Genomic DNA, 16,802 nt, shown 5'->3' with positions numbered 1-16,802 from the left:
TGAGGGCTGGCGGTTCTAACGGCGTGGTGCCTTGCCAGACCACCCCTCACCCTGCCCTCTCCCCATGAGGGGAGAGGGGAACACCGTCGGCATGCGATGGCGCTGCGGCAGGATTACAAATCCAGCACCAGCCTGCTGCCCTTGCACCCCGACACGCACACCATCATGGTCTTGTTGCTGGCGCGCTCGCTATTGCTCAGCACGCTGTCGCGGTGGTCGGGGCAGCCTTCCAGCACGGCGGTCTCGCACGAGCCGCATACGCCTTCGCGGCAGCTGTATTCGACCTCCACGCCGGAATCGAGCAGCGCGTCCAGCAGCGACTTGCCCGACGGCACCTTGACCAGCGAGCCGGTGCGCGACAGCTGCACCACGTATTCGCCTTCCTGCACCGCTTCGGTCGACGGGTCGGCGGCGAAGCGCTCGATATGGACGTTGGGGTAGGCATGCGCTTCGCATGCGGCCTCGAACGCATTCAGCATCGGGCCGGGGCCGCAGCAGTAGAAATGCGTCTGCGCGTCCTGTCCTGCCAGCATCGCTTTCAGGTCCGGCGGCGCGCCGGCTTCATCGTCGAAGTGGAAGCGCACGGCGTCGCCGTACCCTGACAACTGCTCGACGAAGGCCGCCTCGGCACGCGAACGCGCGCAGTAGATCAGCGTGAATGACTTCCCCAGTTCCGCCAGCCGGCGCGCCATGCAGACGATCGGCGTGACGCCGATGCCGCCGGCGACCAGCACCGTGTGCGCGGCGCTCTCGTCCAGTTCGAAGTTATTGCGCGGCGCGCCCACGGTCAGCGTGGCGCCGACGCGCAGCTGCTCATGCACGTAGCGCGAGCCGCCGCGGCTGCCGCGGTCCAGCAGCACGCCCACGGTGTAGCGGGTGCGCGCTTCCGGCGCGCCGCACAGCGAGTAGCTGCGCACCAGGCCGTTGCCCAGGTGCAGGTCGATATGGGCGCCCGGACTGTACTCGGGCAGGGTCTTCCCTTCGGGGTCTTGCAGTTCGATGCTGACCACGCCGCGCGCTTCGTAGCGAATGGCCTGGACCCGCAGGGTCAGGGACTGGTGGGCACTCATTGCTGCTTCCTTCTGTTGCGCTGCTGCTTACCGCTTCTCGGTCAGGAACTTGCCTGCCGGGCCGCCCGCGTCCTTCTGCCGGCGGGTGTTGCCGTCGATGCCGCCCTCGATCGCCCATTCGGCGAACATGGTCGGGCCCGGCTCGAAGGCGCGCGGCTCCCAGTGCTCGTCGAGCTGGTCTTCGTCGGCGTAGTACTCGATCAGGCCGCCGGCCGGGTTCTTGAAGTACCAGAAGTAGGCCGACGAAATCGGGTGCCGGCCCGGGCCGAGCTGCGTGTCCCAGCCCTTGCGCGACACATGCATGCCGCCGCCGAAGACCTCGTGGATATCGCGCACGGTGAAGGCCACATGGTTCAGGCCGCTCTTCGGTTCCGGCAGCTGCAGCAGGAACAGGTCATGGTGGCCGCCGTCGGCGGTGCAGCGCAGGAACGCGCCGCGGTCCGGGTAGCGGTCCGACGGCACGAAGCCGAACTTCTCGACATAGAAGCGCTCCGTCGCCTTGACGTCCTTGACGAAGAACACCACATGGCCCACTTCGATCGGCGTGGCGTGGTCGTAGATCGGGCTGCGCTGGTTCAGGCGCGGCTTGTCGTTCCAGGTGTTCATCAGCGCGCATTCGACCTGCACCTCGTGCTTGCGCGTGACCTGGAAACGCACCGCCAGGCCGTTGGGGTCGGTGCAGCCCACGCGCAGCGTGTCGCCCTCGCCCTGCCTGACGAAGCCCGGCGCATCGGCGATCGCTTCGGCGAGGTGGTCGAGCGATGCCTGCGATTCGACGCCCCATACCACTTCGCGCAGCGTGGGGCCGGCCTCGATCGCCGGCGGCAGCGACGGATCGTCGATGCGGCGCACCAGTACGCGGCAGCCGTTCAGCGTTTCGAAATCCAGCCCTTGCGCGTCGTCGCGCTTGATGGCCAGGCCCCAGTCGGTGAAGAAACCGCGACAGGCGTCGAAGTCATCCGCGCCGTACACGATCTCGTCGATTCCCAATACCTTGATCATGGCTTCTCTCCAGCGTGCCGGGTTCAGTGGTTGGCCCACGGCAGCGGTTGTTCGTTCAGGCCCCAGTACACGCTCTTCTGCTCCATGTACTGCAGGATGCCCAGCCGTCCTTTCTCGCGGCCAAGGCCGCTGTCGCGCCAGCCGCCGAACGGCGTCGAGATCGAGAACTGCTTGTAGGTGTTGATCCACACATTGCCCGCCTGCACCGCACGGGCCACGCGCCAGGCGCGCTTGTAGTCGCGCGTCCAGATGCCGGCGGCGAGCGCGTAGACGCTGTCGTTGGCCTGCGCGATCAGGTCGTCCTCGTCGTCGAACGGGATCGCCACCAGCACCGGGCCGAAGATTTCTTCCTGGCTGATGCGGGCATGGTTGTCCAGCCCCTCGATGATGGTCGGCGTGTAGAAATAGCCGTTGGGCAGGCCCGCCACGTCGGGACGCACGCCGCCGCTGCGCAACTGGCCGCCTTCCTCCACACCAGCGGCGACATACGACTCGATCGAATCGCGGTGGCGGTCGGTGATCAGCGGTCCCATCTGCGTGCGCTCGTCGGCGGGATCGCCCACGCGCAGTTGCGCGGCGCCATGCGCCAGCCGGTCGATAAAGGCCTCGTACTGCGAACGCGCGACGAACAGGCGCGAGCCGGCGATGCACGATTCGCCCGACGAGCTGAAGATGCCATACAGCACGCCGTTGACCGCGTGGTCGAGGTCGGCGTCGTCGAACACCATGGTCGGCGACTTGCCGCCCAGCTCCAGCGACACCGGCATCATCTTGTCGGCGGCGATATGCGCGATGTGCTTGCCGGTGGTGGTGCCGCCGGTGAACGATACGCGCCGCACCAGCGGATGCTTGGTGATGGCATCACCGATCACCGAGCCCTTGCCGGGCAGCACGCTGATCAGCCCCCTGGGCACGCCGGCTTCCTCGCAGATGCGCGCCAGTTCCAGCGCCATCAGCGGCGTGACCTCGGCGGGCTTGACCACCACGGCATTGCCGGCGGCGAGCGCTGGCGCCATCTTCTGCGCCTCGCTGGCGATCGGCGAGTTCCACGGCGTGATCGCCGCGACCACGCCCATCGGCTCGTAGACGCTCATGGTCAGGCAATCGCCGCGCTGCGGCGTGATGGTTTCTTCCAGCGTTTCGCAGGCGGCGGCAAAGAACTGGAAGGTACCGGCGGCGCTGGCGACCAGTGCGCGCGTCTCGCTGATGGGCTTGCCATTGTCCAGGCGCTGGCGCTGGGCCAGCGGCTCGGCCTGCGCACGGATCAGTTCGGCCACGCGGTACAGCACGGCGGCGCGCTCATGCGGCTTGCGCCGGGCCCAGCCGCTGGTCTCGAACGCGCGCTGCGCGCCCTGCACGGCTTCCTCGACATCGGCCAGGCTGGCGGCATTGAGTTCCGCGACGACTTCGCCGGTGGCGGGATAGCGCGTGGCATAGCGATCGCCGGTGCCCGGGCGCCATTGGCCGGCGATGCAGATAGGGAGTACTTCTTTGGTGGTCATGTCGTTGCCTGCTAAGTCTGTCGTTGCCGCTGCCGGCTTTTTGCGCTGTTTCACTGCGATGCCTTAACCCATGCCGGGGCGGGACTCCCCTCTCCCGCGCGCGGGAGAGGGGAGCAAACCCGCGGCGGTTGATAGCGCCTCAGCGTCTTATCGCTTTATCGGTTCCGCTTTTCCTTCAAATCGATACCGCGTGCGCCCGATTCCCCAGCGCCCGCACCACGCTGAACACCGTCAGCGCCGATGTCTTCGGATTCGCCGCCAGCGGCTTGCCCCGCATGGTCAGCTCAAACCCGCCGAACGCCCCACGCGCTTCCACGTGATGCACGTTCTCGACCGCATGCGGATCGGCCAGCAGCTTCACCGACGTGCGATCCAGCCCGAGGCCGGCCAGCGACACCGTGGCGGCGACATTGGCGTTCTTCGGGTACAGGCGCGCGGCGTCGCGCGCGGTGCCTTCGAAGATCACCGTGGTCTCGGTCAGCGCCTCCAGGTCGAACAGCTGCTCGGCCGGCGTGCCGGTCCATGCGCGCGCGGGCTTGCGGCCGGTGTAGATGACTTCGTCGAGCCCGCCGACGCGCGCCGCGGCCAGCGCGTCGATGGCGCCGATCGCGCCGGACAGCAGCTGCACCTGGGTGCCGCCGCGGCGCGCCGCGGCTTCCAGGCGCTCGGCCATGCCGGGCTCGGACAGCGCGCCCACCGACACCACCATGCACGGGATGCCGCGCTCCAGCGCCGGCACGATGTGCTCTTCCAGCGCATGGTGGCCGGCGCACTCGACCAGCAGGTCGGGCCGCTGGTCGTCCAGGTGGGTGGCGACGCGGGCGCGCGGCGCCAGCGCGGAGACCGCGCCGCGCGCTTCGTCCATCGTGTGCTCCGGCACGATCACCACGTCAAACACCACGTCCGGATCGCTCTTGAGCAATTCCAGCACGCCGCGGCCAATCGCGCCGCAGCCAACCATGGACACATGCAGCATCGCGGCTCTCCCTCAGGCGGTGACAGTGGTCTGTTCGCGCGCCGGCTCTTCGTTGTCCTTGTTCACCGGGGGACCGGCGAAAATGGTCTTGAAGGAACCGATCGACAGCATGTCGATTTCCAGCAGGAACGGGCCGGACTCGGCCGTGGCCGCCGCCAGCGCGGCGCCGACCTCGGCCAGGTTGCTGACGCGCGCGTGGCGCAGCGACAGCGACTTCGCCAGCGTGGCGTAGTCCGGCGTATGCAGGTCGACATAGTGGCGGCGGCCGCCGTACTGCGCGTCCTGAATGTTCTTGATCACGCCGTAGCCCTTGTCGTTCATCAGCACGATCACCATGTCGGCGCGCTCCTGCACGGCGGTGGCCAGCTCGCCCAGGTTCAGGATGAAGCCGCCGTCGCCGGCCAGCGTGTAGGTCTTCTTGCCGGAGCCGGTGGCGGCGGCGCCGATCGCCGCGCCGATGCCCATCGCCAGGCCCTGGCCGATGCCGCCGCCCAGCGCATGCACGCCGGCGCGCGAGTCGAAGATGCGCAGCTGGCGGTTGCCCCAGGTGCTGTTCGACACGGTCACGTCGCGCACCCAGTTGAAGTTGCGGCCGACCGCGTCCTGCAGCGCCTGCACCAGCGCCGAGTACGGGCCCAGGCCGTCGACCAGGCTGTTGACGGCGGTGTCGTGCGCGCGGCGCAGGTCGGCGGCGAAGGCCGGGTCGATCTGCATGCGCTGTTCGAGCCGATCCGCCAGCGCATCCAGCGCCAGCGCGGCGTCGCCGCTGACAAAGTAGTCGCTCATGTAGCAGCGGCCTTCGGCGGCGGGATCGGCGTCGATGCGCAGCAGCGGGCGCGGCAGCTTCAGCTCGTACTTCAGGGTTTCATTGCCGCGCAGGCGCGAGCCCACCACCAGCATCGCGTCGCAGCTCTGGTAGAAGGCCTCGACCGGCTTGTGCAGGTTGAACGCGCCCAGCGAGCGCGGATCGTCCTCGGGCACGATGCCGCGGCCCTGGGTGCTGGTGACCACGCCGAAGCCCAGCTCCAGCAGGCGCTGCACCTGCTTGCTGGCATGGCGCGCGCCGCCGCCCAGCCACAGCAGCGGGCGCTTCGCCTTCACCAGGCGCTCGGCCAGCGCGTCGAGCGCGTGCGCCGACGGCACGTGCTGCGGCACCGGCAGCGGCTGCAGGTCGGCCGGCAGGTCGATCAGCGCGGCCTGGATGTCGATGGGGATCTCCACGCTGACCGGGCCGGTCGGCGCCGTCAGCGCGGTCTGCACCGCCAGCTTGATGGTGCTGAGCGCGGTGTCGGCGCTGCGGATGCGGAACGCGGCCTTCGACACCGCCTTCAGCATGGTGAGCTGGTCCGGGGCTTCGTGGATGTAGGCCAGGCTCTGGTCCAGGTACGGGGTCTCGATCTGGCCGGTGATATGCAGCATCGGCGTGCCGGCGGTCAGCGCTTCGACCATGGCGCCGGCGGCGTTGCCCGCGGCGGTGCCGGTGCTGGTCAGGCACACGCCCAGGCCGCCGGTGGTACGGGCGTAGGCGTCGGCCATGTTGGTGCCGCCGGCTTCGCCGCGCGCCGGCACGAAGCGGATCTTGCCGCGCTCGCCCATGGCGTCGAGGATCGGCATGTTGTGGATCGAGATCACGCCGAACGCGGCCTTGACGCCGCACTGCTCGAGAAACGCCGTGATGGCGCAGCCGACGGTGACCTGCTGCTGTTCGTACGGTTGTTGATTAGGCATGACGGGAGTGTCCTCCGGAGATATCGATATGGCTGCCCGTGGTGTACGAAGACAACGGCGAGGCAAGGAACAGGATGGCGCGGGCTGCCTCGATTGGCAGGCCCAGGCGGCCAAGGGGAATATGTTTCTGCCGGGCCAGGCGCGCGGTCCACGCGGCCCAGTCCAGGTGGCGGTCTTCGTCGGGACGCGCGTCGAAGCGGCGGCGCCACTGGCCCGACTCGACCAGGCCGATCAGGATGCCGTTGACGCGCACGCCTTTGGGCGCGAACTCGGTCGCCATCGAACGCACCAGGTTGAGCACCCCGGCGCGCGCGGCGGAGGTTGCCACCATGTGCGGCTCGGGCTGCTGCGCCAGCAGCGAGTTGACGCAGACGATGGCGCCCTGCTCCGACTGCTCCAGCTGCGGCAGGAACGCGCGCGTCGGGTGGATCACCGAGAAGAACTTGAGCTGCAGCTCGTCCATCCAGGCGGCGTCCTCGGTATTGGCGAAGGTGGACACGCGGCCCTGGCCGGCGTTGTTGACCAGCATGTCGACGTTGCCCAGCTTCTGCTGCACCTCGGCGGCAAAGGCGGCGACCTGTCCGGCCTCGAGCACATCGCAGGTCGCTGCATAAAGCCGGCAGCCGGGGAATTTTTCGCGCAGCTGCGCTTCGGCGCCGCGCAGGCGCGTTTCGTCGCGGCCGCACAGGGCCACGGCGGCGCCCGCCTCGAGCAGCAGTTCGACGGTCGCCAGCCCGATGCCGGAGGACCCGCCGGTAACGACGGCAACCTTGCCGCCGAGATCAATCATGGACATAGTCCTCACTCCCGATACAGATTCACGACCTTGCCGGCGCCGTGCAGCGACGGCCGGTAGTCGAGCAGGCGCGACAGTTCGCCCGCGCTGTCCCTGACTTTCTCCACCATCGCCTCCAGCTGATCCGGGTCGAAATGCGCCGGATCGATATGCGCCGCCGGGATGGTCGCGCCCAGCGCCGCCACCACCCTGCCGGTGCGGTCGCGCACCGGCGCCGCGATGGTCGAGATGCTTGATTCGAAAAAACCTTCCTGCAGCACGTAGCCGCGCTCGCGGTCGCGCTGGACGATGGCGAACAGCGCATCGGCGGTGCGCGGCGTGCTGTCGGAGAACACTTCGAGCTGCGCCTCCGGATACAGCGCGCGCAACTCGGCCAGCGACAGGTCTTCCAGCAGCACGCGCCCCAGCACGGTGGCATGCGCGGGCAGCCGCGTGCCGACGTTGACCGAGCTGGCAAAGGGCCGCGGCGACACTGCCTTGGCCACGTACACGATCGAACGCCCGTCGCGCACCACCAGGTTGGTCGGATAGCCGATCTCGTCGCGCAGCCGCTCCAGCAGCGGGCGGCCCAGCTCGGTCAGCTCCAGCGACGCCAGGTATTCGAAGCCCAGCCGCAGCACCGCCATGCCCAGCCGGAAATCGCGGCCGCCGTCGGCGCGCTCGACGAAGCCCAGCATTTCCAGCGTGGCCAGCAGGCGGAACACGGTGGAGCGCGGCACCTTGAGGCGGCGCGCCAGTTCCGCGGCCGACATGCTGCGGTCCTTGCTGCTGAATTCGCCGAGCAGGCGCAGGCCGCGTTCCAGCCCCGGGACGATGTACTTGTCCGGGGTCTCGTTGGCGGCGGGCGTGGCCGGGATGGCGTTGGTGCTCATGGTCGGGGCGTGCGGACGGGCCGATGGCGCATCAGCGCTTGATCTGCGCCAGCGGGTGCTCGGGCGGGTAGGTCGGCGTGATCGGCTTCTTGGCGCCGAGCATCACGCACATCAGCGCGTCTTCCTCGCCGATATTGATTTCCTCGCGGTACACGCCCGGCGGCACCGAGACCAGGTCGCGGTCGGTCAGGATGGTCTCGAAGCGCTCGCCGTCCTTTTCCAGGATCAGCTTGATCTTGCCGCGCAGGATGAAGAACACCTCTTCCACGTCGGTGTGCAGGTGCGACGGGCCTTCATGGCCAGCCGGGATGATCATCGTGGAAAACGTGAAATGCTCGCTCGGCACGGTGTTGGTGTCGGCGGCCACGCCGGTGCCGCCGGTGCCCAGGTAGCGCATTTGCGCGCGGCGGTACTTGGGGTCGTAGTCGGCCTGGAACTTCAGCGCGTCCCAGTCGTACTTGCGCGTGGAGAAGCGCGCGACGCGGCTTTCCATCCACTGGTCGAACGAGGCGCCCTCCGGCTGGTCCCAGGAACGCTTGATGTTTTGCTGTTGGGAAAGATCGCTCATTTGGATTCCTTGTGCTTGATGGGTCTTTCAGTGGATCGGTTGGCTCAATGCATGACAAAGCCGCCGTTGACCGCCAGGGTCTGGCCGGTCACGAAACGGGCGAGGTCGGACAGCGCGAACAGCACCGCGCCGCAGACGTCCTCAGGCAGTTGCTCGCGCGAAATCGCGCGCTGCTCGCGGTACAGGTCGTGGCGATGCTGGGGCACGTATTCGGTGGCTTCGACCAGGGTCAGGCCCGGCGCCACCGCGTTCACCGTGATCTGGTCCTTGCCCAGTTCACGCGCCAGCGAGCGGGTCATGCCGATGATGGCGCTCTTGCTGGCCACATAGGCGAGCAGGTTGGGCGCGCCCCACAGCGGCGTGTCCGAGGCCAGGTTGACCACCGCGCCGCGGCCGCTGGCGCGCAGCGCCGGCAGGCAGGCGGTGGTCATCAGCCAGGTGCCGCGCACGTTGACGTTCATCACGCGGTCCCAGGTTGCGATGTCGATCGCGCCGGCATCGCGGCCGCCCGAGTCGGTCACGGCGGCGTTGTTGACCAGGCCGTCGAGGCCGCCCAGCGCCTTCACCGCCGCGTCGGCGCAGGCCTGCACCGAGGCCGGATCCGACAGGTCCAGCGTGACCGGCACCACCTTCAGGCCGCGGGCGCGCAGCGCGTCGGCTTCCTGCTGCAGGCGCTCGGCCAGGATGTCTGCCATCGCCACGCTGGCGCCGGCTTCGGCGATCGAGGTGGCGAAGGCCAGCCCCAGGCCGCGCGCGGCGCCGGTGACCAGCACCTTGCGACCCGCCAGCAGCGGGTTGTGCTTGATGGCTTCAGGCATGGCTGGCGGCTCCGGCAGGCTTGAGCATGGCCACCGGCTCGTCGGCGACTTCCTGCTCGGCGCGGCGCTTGAGCAGGCGGCGCACGCGCGTGATGCCGGCATCGTGCTGGTACAGCATCTCGTGGTCGCGCGCATTCGGCGCCATCATTTCCAGCACCACGCGGTCCTGCTCGAGCACGTCCCAGTGCAGCTGCTCCAGCCGGTTGCGATACAGGAAGCGCCACACGTCGCGCTCCCAGCCCTGCACGTGGCGGGTGCGCCAGAAGAACACCATGCAGTGGTCTTCATCCACCGGCGTGGCCATGCCGACGATGCCGAACGGGCCGCCGGGGCCGACCTTGGCGCGGTACGGGATTGCCAGGCGCAGCCACAGCGTGCCGGTCTCGCCGAACTCGACCCAGTCGAAGTTGACGCCGCGCTGGCCGGTTTTCTCGAACACCAGGCCGTGATCGGTCTCGCGGATCTGCATCACCGCGGACTTCTCGCCCGAGGCCATCGAGTGCGACACCGCATGCAGGTAGGCGCCGTGCATCGGGTCCATCACGTTGTCGATGGCGTAGCGGTAATTGCAGTCCCAGTGCGCCACGCACAGGAAGTGGCTGTGCTCGTCGCTGACCAGCTCCTCCGGCAGGCGCAGTTCGTCGGGGCTGCCTTCGCCATCGTTTGCGTTATGGGCCTGCTCGCCGAACCACAGGAAGATCGCGCCGGCCTTTTCCTGCACCGGGTAGCTGCGCACGCAGGTGCGGCCTTCCAGCGGGCAGCTTTCCACCGCCGGCACGCTCTTTACCTGGCCGTCGCCGCCGACTTCGACGCCGTGGTACCAGCAGGCGACGCGGTCGCCCAGGTTCCAGCCCATCGACAGCCGCGCGCCGCGGTGCGGGCAGCGGTCTTCCAGCGCATGCACCTGGCCGGCGCCGTCGCGCCACAGCACGATGTTCTGGCTCAGGCGGGTGATGCCGATCGGGGCATGTGCCACCGCCCACGAGGCGGCGACCGGGTACCAGTAGTTGCGCAGGCCGGTGTTGAGGCGGGCTTCGGCGCGGGCTTGCTTGTTCGATTCCATGTGGTTCTCGCTAAGACGCTGTGCTGGGGCGGCTGGTGGCTCAGGCGTTCAGGCGCCCAGGCGGCGCATTTCCGACAGAAAGCGCTCTTCGGTCCAGGGCTGGCTGTCGGCAGTGAGGAAGCCAGCGGCGTTGAACGCGCGCACGACGTCCTGCGGGTTCTGCGCACCGCCTTCGAAGGCGGCCTCGAGCGCGTCGCCGAGCGCGTTCTCGTACGCGCTCGGTGCCGCGGCACGGGTCTGCCAGACGATGTTGGCGACCTTGCCGGGTTGCTCGATATGGCCCTTGCCCGCGACGTTGTTCGGCGCCGGACGCTCCCAGGGCACCAGGTTCGGGTTGTACGAGAGGCTTTCCATTGCGCTTGGCTCCATGTCTTGCAGCAGGGGGACCGTGTTCCGCGTGTGAGGCTGGCCGTCTTCCGGCTGCCGCGCTACGTTTTACTAATGAAACACTGGTTTAGATATTGAACACAGGTACGACTATAGACAACGGCGTCGTAAAAATTGACTGGGGTTAACCCGCGACCGGGCAGATTTGCCCGGCGCTGCGGCGCACGCAAGGCGCCGCTAATGCGGGATCGCGGCAGCAGGACGCCGCCGCGGGATTCAGTGGCCGGCCGGCAGCGCCGAACGGATCAGCCGCGCGGTGGCCGCGGCCTGGTCGATATAGCAGGCATGCCCCGCATCCGGGATCAGCGAGAACGGCAGGCCGAAGCGCTCGGCCAGCGCCGCGCAGGCGGGCGGCGTGGTGACGACATCAAGCCCGCCGCAGGCGATCTGCGTCGGCAGGCGTGGCGGGCGGCGCGCCAGGTAGGCGTCGATGTCGTCGCCGCACAGCATCGCCACCGCCTGCCGGTAGCCGTCAGGGTTCAGCCGTCGCATGTTCCAGCGCACCCAGGCCTGCGCGCCCGCATCGGCCGCTTCGCTGAGCAGCCGCGCCGGCCCGCGCTCGGCCAGCCCTTCGACACCCAGCGCCGCCAGCGCCTCCAGGCGCTGGCTTGCCACCGCGCTCGCCTGTGCCTCCTTGCCGGCGGCGCCGTAGCCTTGTGCCACGCTCAGCAGCAGCAGGCGCTCCGGCAACTGGCGCGCGCTGGCGGCATAGGCGGCTGCCATCAGCGCGCCGAGCGAATGCCCGACCACCAGCGCCGGCTGCACGCCCAGGGTCTGCAGCAGGCCCTCGAGCCGCCACGCGTAGTCCGCCGCCAGCGGCCGCGCCTGCGCCAGCGGCGACGAATCGCCATAGCCCGGCGCGTCCCAGGCAATCACGCGCGCATGCGCGGCGAGCAGGCTGGCGCACGGCAGCCACGACGCCGCTCCGGAACTGATGCCGTGCAGCAGCACCACCACCGGCCCGGCGGCGCCGCCGCAGCGGTAGGCGACGCGCTCGCCATCCACCTGCGCCACGCGCTGGGCAAAGCCGCTGTCGAGCGCGTCCAGCAGGCCCCGATCCGGTTCGGGCGAGGTCTGGGGCTGTTTTTGTTCCATATATAAAACGTTAGTTGTTAAATAAAACCCTTGAAGGATAGGCGTTGCTGTAGTACCACCGGGATCAGGGTTAACGATAGGCAAACTGGAAAACGGCTTCGCGACGCCAGCGCCGGTCATCCAGGCGCCCGGCTCTAGGGATAACCCTCCTCACATGTTGCGGAAAGTCGCGGCTATATTTTGCTCAACGTTTCTTATGTTGTTTGACGTTTCATATATAAAACACAAAAGAGACCGAGACGACATCCAGTGCCGCCATCCGCAGGGGTACCGGAGCACAAGACCAAAACACCACAAGACGGAAAACGGAAGGAAACCGGTAGATGAAACTTGCACGAACCGCCGCGGCGCTGCTCGCGGCTTTCCCCCTGCTGGCCTCGGCGCAATCGGCGCAATCGGCGCAATCGTCGGTCACGCTGTACGGCGTGATCGACAGCGGCGTCGAGTACGTAAGCAATGTCGGCGCCAACGGCGACGGCCTGGTGCGCATGCCCAACAACACCGCCACGGTGCCGTCGCGCTGGGGTATCCGCGGCACCGAAGACCTGGGCGGCGGGCTCAAGGGCCTGTTCGTGCTGGAATCGGGCTTCTCGCCCGACAGCGGCAGCGCCAACCAGGGCGGCCGGCTGTTCGGGCGCCAGGCGCTGGTCGGGCTGAGCAACCCGTACGGCCAGCTGTCGTTCGGCCGGCAGTACACCATGCTGTTCTGGGCCATCCTCGACAGCGATATCCTCGGGCCCAATGTCTACGGCTCGGGCTCGCTCGACAGCTACCTGCCCAATACGCGTGCCGACAACGCGGTCGCGTACAAGGCCAATTTCAACGGCTTCGTGGTCGGTGCCACCTACAGCTTCGGGCGCGACGCGGTCAATGCCGGCCCCAGCCCCGCCGGCACCAACTGCGCCGGCGAAAACCCGGCCGACAAGAAGGCATGCCGCGAATGGTCGGCCATGGTCGGCTACGACAACAAGAGCTGGGGCGTGATCGCGGCCTACGACTCGCAGCGCGGCGGCCCCGGCGCCTTCGGCGGCCTGACCAGCAGCAACCTGAGCGACGACCGCCTGTCGCTGGGCGGCTACATGCTGCTGAAGAACACCAAGCTCGGCGCCGGCTGGATCCGCCGCGACAACGAGGGCAGCCCGACGCCGGTCAGCGACCTGTACTACGCCGGCGTCTCGCACGACATCACGCCGGCGGTCAACCTGGCCGGGCAGGTGTACTTCCTGAACTACCACGGCAGCGACAACCAGGCCCTGCTGTACGCCCTGCGCGCGACCTACAGTTTCAGCAAGCGCACCTCGGTCTATGCCACCGCGGGCTTTATCAACAACGGCGGCCAGCTGGCGATGTCGGTCAGCGGCGGCTCGCCCGGTTCCGCCCCGCGCCCGGGCGAGAACCAGTGGGGCTCGATGCTCGGCATCAAGCACATCTTCTAAGTCTGTCCTGTCCATCCGAGCCGCCGGCGCGCGCCGGTTCCACGCAACGCGGCACCGCCCCCGGGCCGGTGCCCGGTTTTACCGAGGTCTGAAGATCATGAAGTCCGCACGACGCCACCTCCTGGCCACGCTGGCCGCCGCCACGCTCGCTCCCGCCGCCCTGCTGGGCGCCGGCGGCGCGCTGGCCCAGGGTTCGTACCCGAGCAAGCCCGTCACCATCGTCGTCGCCTACCCCGCCGGCGGCGACGTCGACGTGCTGGCGCGCATGCTGGCCGAAAAGCTCGCCCCGCGCCTGAAGCAATCCGTGGTGGTGGAAAACCGCACCGGCGCCGCCGGCACCATCGGCAGCGCCTACGTCGCGCGCGCCAACCCGGACGGCCACACGCTGCTGCTCGCGCCCAACACCGTCGCGATCGCGCCGCTGGTGCTGCGCGCCGGCACCGGCGCCAGCTACGACGTGCAGCAGGACTTCACGCCGATCAGCCAGATCGGCACGCAGTCGCTGTTCGTGGTGGTCAACAAGGGCACCGGCATCACCAAGGTCAGCGACCTGGTGGCGCGCGCCAAGGCCGGCAAGGTCGAGACCTATGCCACCCCCGGCAACGGCTCGCCGATGCACATCATGGGCGAGCTGTTCAACAAGTCGGCCGGCATCAAGATCAGCCAGGTGCCGTACCGCGGCCTGGCGCCCGCCATCGTCGACGTGATCGGCGGCCAGGTGCCGGTCACCTACATCACCTACGGCGCGATCTCGCAGTACGTCGGCAACGGCAGCCTGGTGCCGCTGGCGGTGGCGGACCAGAAGCGCTCGCCGTTCGCGCCCAACGTGCCGACGCTGGCCGAGCTGGGCTACAAGGATGTCGAGATCGGCGCCTGGCAGGCGCTGCTGGGGCCGAAGAACATGCCGGCCGAGGTGGTGCGCACGCTCAATGCGCACGTCAACGAGATCCTGAAGATGCCCGACGTGGTCGCGCGCATGGCTACCATCGCGGTCACGCCTTCCGGCGGCGAACCCGCGGTGCTGTCCCGGCTGATCGCCAGCGATACCTCCCGCTATACCAAGGTCGTGAAGGAGTTCGGCATCCAGGCCGACTGAGCGCGGTTTGCAGGCACGGCCAGCATGGCCGCTCCATGCCGGTAAGAATTACCATTCGATACCTGCGATATAGCGGCGCTCGCGCCACGGCGCGTGCGCCTTGCGCGCTTCCCTGTCTGGCAAGGAAGTTGCAGCGTTGCCGGCATGGACTTTTCGATCGACTGGCGCGAAGCGCTCTTCTTCACCATCTCGCCGCTCGAAATCATCGTGCGCGGTACGGTGATGTACTGGGCGCTGTTCCTGCTGTTCCGCTTCGTGGTGCGGCGCGATATCGGCTCGATGGGCATTGCCGACCTGCTGCTGGTGGTGATCGTCGCCGACGCGGCGCAGAACGGCATGGCCGGCCAGGGCGAAGGCGTGGCCGACGCCGTGCTGCTGGTGATCACGCTGATCGCGTGGAATCGGCTGATCGACTTCCTGTCCTACAAGTACCCTGCGTTCCAGCGCTTCGCCGAAGCCAAGAAGGTGCTGCTGGTGCGCGACGGGGTCAAGCTGCACGAGAACATGCGGCGCGAGAACATCACCGATGACGAACTCGAGGCCAAGTTCCGGCAGGAAGGTGTCGAGTCGATCGAAGGCGTCAAGGCGCTCTACCTGGAGGCCGACGGCAAGGTCAGCGTGATCAAGAAGGAATAGGCGGGCGTCGTTCCCGCGCAGGCGGGAACCCGGTGACTTTGAAAGACGCCGGATTCCCGCCTGCGCGGGAATGACGGTAGTGATTGATACCTTGGCTGGACGGCTCAGTTCACCTGCCGGTTCATCCCTTGCCAGAACGGCTCGCGCAGCTTGCGGCGCAGCAGCTTGCCCGACGGGTTGCGCGGCAGCGCGTCGACGAACTCGATGCTCTTCGGCACCTTGAAACCGGCCACGCGCTGGCGCGTCCAGGCGAGGATGGCATCGCGGTCGGCCGCCTGCCCCGGCTTGAGCACGACGATGGCCTTGACTGCCTCGCCCCACTTCTCGTCCGGCACGCCGATCACGGCCACGTCCGCCACTTGCGGATGGCCGTAGATGGCGCTTTCGACCTCGGCCGGATAGACGTTCTCGCCGCCGCTGATGATCATGTCCTTGACGCGGTCGTGGATGTACAGGTAGCCGTCGGCATCCATGTAGCCGGCGTCGCCGGTGCGCAGCCAGCCCTCGGCATCGATGGTGCGCGCGGTCTCTTCGGGCTGCTTCCAGTAGCCGGCCATGTTGTGCTGCGAGCGCACCACCACCTCGCCGACCTCGCCCGGCGCCAGCTGGCGCCCTTCGTAATCGACCACCTTCAGCTCGACCCCGGGCAGCGCCTTGCCCGCGGCGCGCATGCGCGGCACCTCGTCGGTGGTGTGGTCCTCGGGCGGCAGCGCGACGACGGTGCCGGTGGTCTCGGTCATGCCGTACTGCTGCACGAAGCCGCAGCCGAACACTTCGATGCCTTCGCGCAGCAGCGCCGCGGGAATCGGCGCGGCGCCATACAGCAGGTACTTCAGGCGCGAATAGTCGACCTGGCGCGCGCGCGGGTCGCGCAGCACAATCTGCATCGCCGCCGGCACCAGGAACAGCTTGCTGACACGCTCGTGCTCGATAAAGTCGAGCACCGCGCGCGGATCGAACTCGCGCGCGACCACGCCCTTGGCACCGGACAGCAGGTTGCGCAGGCCCCAGCCGGAGCCGCCGATATGCGCCACCGGCATCGCCACCAGCGAGATATCGTCGGCCACCCAGTGCGACCACGCCAGCCGTTCGCGCTCGCTGACCTCGGTGCCGATGGTCAGGTTGCGGTGCGTCAGCATCGCGCCCTTGGGCCGGCCGGTCGTGCCCGACGTGTACAGCTGCAGCACCACGTCGTGCGCGGCCGGCTCATGCGCGGGCGGCGTGGCCGGATGTGCGTCGCGCCAGTCGGTGTAGCAAGGCCAGTCGCCCTGTCCGTCGCACGGCTCCATCACCACCACCTTGCGCACCAGCGGCAGCGCCGGCAGCAGGTTGCGCACCATCGCCGCCGACTCGGCGCCGACAAACAGCACCACCGCATCGCAATGGCCGAGGATGAACTCCACCTCGGGCGGCGCCAGGCGCCAGCTGGCCGGCGCCATCACCGCGCCGGTCTTGCCCGCGCCCAGCAGCAGTTCGAAATAGTGGTCGCTATTCTTGCCGATATAGCCGATGCGGTCGCCCGCGCGCAGGCCTTCGGCCAGCAAGGCCTGCGCCACGCGGTCGGTGTTGCGCTCGAACTCGGCATACGTGGTCTGCCGCCCCTCGAACGAATACGCCACCGCCTCCGGCCGCAGGCGCGCGAAATGGCGCACCGCGTGAGGCAGCGTCGTCAGATAGCTGAAATCCATCCGCGTCTCCCAAAGATTTCATGCCATCGGCGGGACTCGCGTGACGCGGGTCCGCCCCATGGCGACAGG

At 68.3% G+C, this 16,802-nt stretch carries 16 protein-coding genes; 3 read left to right on the top strand and 13 right to left on the bottom strand.

The window, feature by feature from the left end:
* Positions 1-113: 113 nt before the first annotated feature.
* The 12 genes from A2G96_RS23660 to A2G96_RS23605 all read right to left on the bottom strand — a co-directional run bounded on the left by A2G96_RS23660 (position 114) and on the right by A2G96_RS23605 (position 11,877).
* Entirely contained in the window at positions 114-1,070 is a 957-nt protein-coding gene (locus tag A2G96_RS23660; RefSeq protein WP_062802655.1) for a PDR/VanB family oxidoreductase, read from the bottom strand.
* A gap of 27 nt (positions 1,071-1,097) precedes the next feature.
* Complete coding sequence (locus tag A2G96_RS23655) at positions 1,098-2,072, bottom strand: VOC family protein (protein ID WP_062802654.1); 975 nt, start codon at positions 2,070-2,072, stop codon at positions 1,098-1,100.
* A gap of 23 nt (positions 2,073-2,095) precedes the next feature.
* Positions 2,096-3,574, bottom strand: coding sequence for an aldehyde dehydrogenase (locus A2G96_RS23650; protein ID WP_062802653.1), 1,479 nt, complete (start codon positions 3,572-3,574; stop codon positions 2,096-2,098).
* A gap of 175 nt (positions 3,575-3,749) precedes the next feature.
* On the bottom strand, positions 3,750-4,550 hold the full coding sequence (locus A2G96_RS23645; RefSeq protein WP_062802652.1) for an aspartate dehydrogenase: 801 nt from the start codon (positions 4,548-4,550) through the stop codon (positions 3,750-3,752).
* A gap of 12 nt (positions 4,551-4,562) precedes the next feature.
* Complete coding sequence (locus tag A2G96_RS23640; protein ID WP_062802651.1) at positions 4,563-6,278, bottom strand: thiamine pyrophosphate-binding protein; 1,716 nt, start codon at positions 6,276-6,278, stop codon at positions 4,563-4,565.
* Complete coding sequence (locus A2G96_RS23635; RefSeq protein WP_062802650.1) at positions 6,271-7,074, bottom strand: SDR family oxidoreductase; 804 nt, start codon at positions 7,072-7,074, stop codon at positions 6,271-6,273. Before A2G96_RS23635 ends, A2G96_RS23640 begins: the two co-directional genes overlap by 8 nt.
* A gap of 5 nt (positions 7,075-7,079) precedes the next feature.
* Complete coding sequence (locus A2G96_RS23630) at positions 7,080-7,946, bottom strand: IclR family transcriptional regulator (RefSeq protein WP_062802649.1); 867 nt, start codon at positions 7,944-7,946, stop codon at positions 7,080-7,082.
* A 31-nt stretch (positions 7,947-7,977) separates the two neighbouring features.
* Positions 7,978-8,514: a cupin domain-containing protein gene (locus tag A2G96_RS23625; RefSeq protein WP_062802648.1), complete on the bottom strand. Its 537-nt coding sequence runs from the start codon at positions 8,512-8,514 to the stop codon at positions 7,978-7,980.
* A 44-nt stretch (positions 8,515-8,558) separates the two neighbouring features.
* A complete protein-coding gene (locus A2G96_RS23620) occupies positions 8,559-9,332 on the bottom strand; it encodes an SDR family oxidoreductase (protein ID WP_062802647.1) in 774 nt (257 codons plus the stop codon).
* A complete protein-coding gene (locus A2G96_RS23615; RefSeq protein WP_062802646.1) occupies positions 9,325-10,395 on the bottom strand; it encodes an aromatic ring-hydroxylating dioxygenase subunit alpha in 1,071 nt (356 codons plus the stop codon). Before A2G96_RS23615 ends, A2G96_RS23620 begins: the two co-directional genes overlap by 8 nt.
* A gap of 48 nt (positions 10,396-10,443) precedes the next feature.
* A complete protein-coding gene (locus tag A2G96_RS23610; RefSeq protein WP_231909733.1) occupies positions 10,444-10,749 on the bottom strand; it encodes a recombinase-like helix-turn-helix domain-containing protein in 306 nt (101 codons plus the stop codon).
* Between the two features lie 249 nt (positions 10,750-10,998).
* Positions 10,999-11,877 (bottom strand): alpha/beta fold hydrolase, encoded by an 879-nt coding sequence (locus A2G96_RS23605; RefSeq protein ID WP_062802644.1) that lies wholly within the window; start codon positions 11,875-11,877, stop codon positions 10,999-11,001.
* 323 nt (positions 11,878-12,200) lie between these two features.
* Between A2G96_RS23605 and A2G96_RS23600 the strand changes: the two genes are divergently transcribed.
* The 3 genes from A2G96_RS23600 (at position 12,201) to A2G96_RS23590 (ending at position 15,045) form a co-directional block, all read left to right on the top strand.
* Positions 12,201-13,313: a porin gene (locus tag A2G96_RS23600; RefSeq protein ID WP_062802643.1), complete on the top strand. Its 1,113-nt coding sequence runs from the start codon at positions 12,201-12,203 to the stop codon at positions 13,311-13,313.
* A gap of 97 nt (positions 13,314-13,410) precedes the next feature.
* Complete coding sequence (locus tag A2G96_RS23595; RefSeq protein WP_062802642.1) at positions 13,411-14,409, top strand: Bug family tripartite tricarboxylate transporter substrate binding protein; 999 nt, start codon at positions 13,411-13,413, stop codon at positions 14,407-14,409.
* A 144-nt stretch (positions 14,410-14,553) separates the two neighbouring features.
* Entirely contained in the window at positions 14,554-15,045 is a 492-nt protein-coding gene (locus A2G96_RS23590) for a DUF421 domain-containing protein (RefSeq protein ID WP_062802641.1), read from the top strand.
* 104 nt (positions 15,046-15,149) lie between these two features.
* On the opposite strand, the gene A2G96_RS23585 is transcribed toward A2G96_RS23590, so the two are convergent.
* Positions 15,150-16,733 carry a fatty acid--CoA ligase gene (locus A2G96_RS23585; RefSeq protein WP_062802640.1) on the bottom strand — a complete coding sequence of 528 codons (1,584 nt, stop codon included), beginning with the start codon at positions 16,731-16,733 and terminating at the stop codon, positions 15,150-15,152.
* Positions 16,734-16,802 lie beyond the last annotated feature (69 nt).

Source organism: Cupriavidus nantongensis (assembly GCF_001598055.1).
Taxonomy (GTDB): Bacteria; Pseudomonadota; Gammaproteobacteria; order Burkholderiales; family Burkholderiaceae; genus Cupriavidus; species Cupriavidus nantongensis.
The sequence above is the reverse complement of the archived record's forward strand: the minus strand, read 5'-3'. Positions and strand labels throughout refer to the sequence as shown.

What these genes read in the sequence shown, in the direction of transcription:
- A2G96_RS23660 (WP_062802655.1), bottom strand. Translation starts at nt 1,070, where the DNA reads ATGAGTGCCCACCAGTCCCTGACCCTGCGGGTCCAGGCCATTCGCTAC.
- A2G96_RS23655 (WP_062802654.1), bottom strand. Translation starts at nt 2,072, where the DNA reads ATGATCAAGGTATTGGGAATCGACGAGATCGTGTACGGCGCGGATGAC.
- A2G96_RS23650 (WP_062802653.1), bottom strand. Translation starts at nt 3,574, where the DNA reads ATGACCACCAAAGAAGTACTCCCTATCTGCATCGCCGGCCAATGGCGC.
- A2G96_RS23645 (WP_062802652.1), bottom strand. Translation starts at nt 4,550, where the DNA reads ATGCTGCATGTGTCCATGGTTGGCTGCGGCGCGATTGGCCGCGGCGTG.
- A2G96_RS23640 (WP_062802651.1), bottom strand. Translation starts at nt 6,278, where the DNA reads ATGCCTAATCAACAACCGTACGAACAGCAGCAGGTCACCGTCGGCTGC.
- A2G96_RS23635 (WP_062802650.1), bottom strand. Translation starts at nt 7,074, where the DNA reads ATGTCCATGATTGATCTCGGCGGCAAGGTTGCCGTCGTTACCGGCGGG.
- A2G96_RS23630 (WP_062802649.1), bottom strand. Translation starts at nt 7,946, where the DNA reads ATGAGCACCAACGCCATCCCGGCCACGCCCGCCGCCAACGAGACCCCG.
- A2G96_RS23625 (WP_062802648.1), bottom strand. Translation starts at nt 8,514, where the DNA reads ATGAGCGATCTTTCCCAACAGCAAAACATCAAGCGTTCCTGGGACCAG.
- A2G96_RS23620 (WP_062802647.1), bottom strand. Translation starts at nt 9,332, where the DNA reads ATGCCTGAAGCCATCAAGCACAACCCGCTGCTGGCGGGTCGCAAGGTG.
- A2G96_RS23615 (WP_062802646.1), bottom strand. Translation starts at nt 10,395, where the DNA reads ATGGAATCGAACAAGCAAGCCCGCGCCGAAGCCCGCCTCAACACCGGC.
- A2G96_RS23610 (WP_231909733.1), bottom strand. Translation starts at nt 10,749, where the DNA reads ATGGAAAGCCTCTCGTACAACCCGAACCTGGTGCCCTGGGAGCGTCCG.
- A2G96_RS23605 (WP_062802644.1), bottom strand. Translation starts at nt 11,877, where the DNA reads ATGGAACAAAAACAGCCCCAGACCTCGCCCGAACCGGATCGGGGCCTG.
- A2G96_RS23600 (WP_062802643.1), top strand. Translation starts at nt 12,201, where the DNA reads ATGAAACTTGCACGAACCGCCGCGGCGCTGCTCGCGGCTTTCCCCCTG.
- A2G96_RS23595 (WP_062802642.1), top strand. Translation starts at nt 13,411, where the DNA reads ATGAAGTCCGCACGACGCCACCTCCTGGCCACGCTGGCCGCCGCCACG.
- A2G96_RS23590 (WP_062802641.1), top strand. Translation starts at nt 14,554, where the DNA reads ATGGACTTTTCGATCGACTGGCGCGAAGCGCTCTTCTTCACCATCTCG.
- A2G96_RS23585 (WP_062802640.1), bottom strand. Translation starts at nt 16,733, where the DNA reads ATGGATTTCAGCTATCTGACGACGCTGCCTCACGCGGTGCGCCATTTC.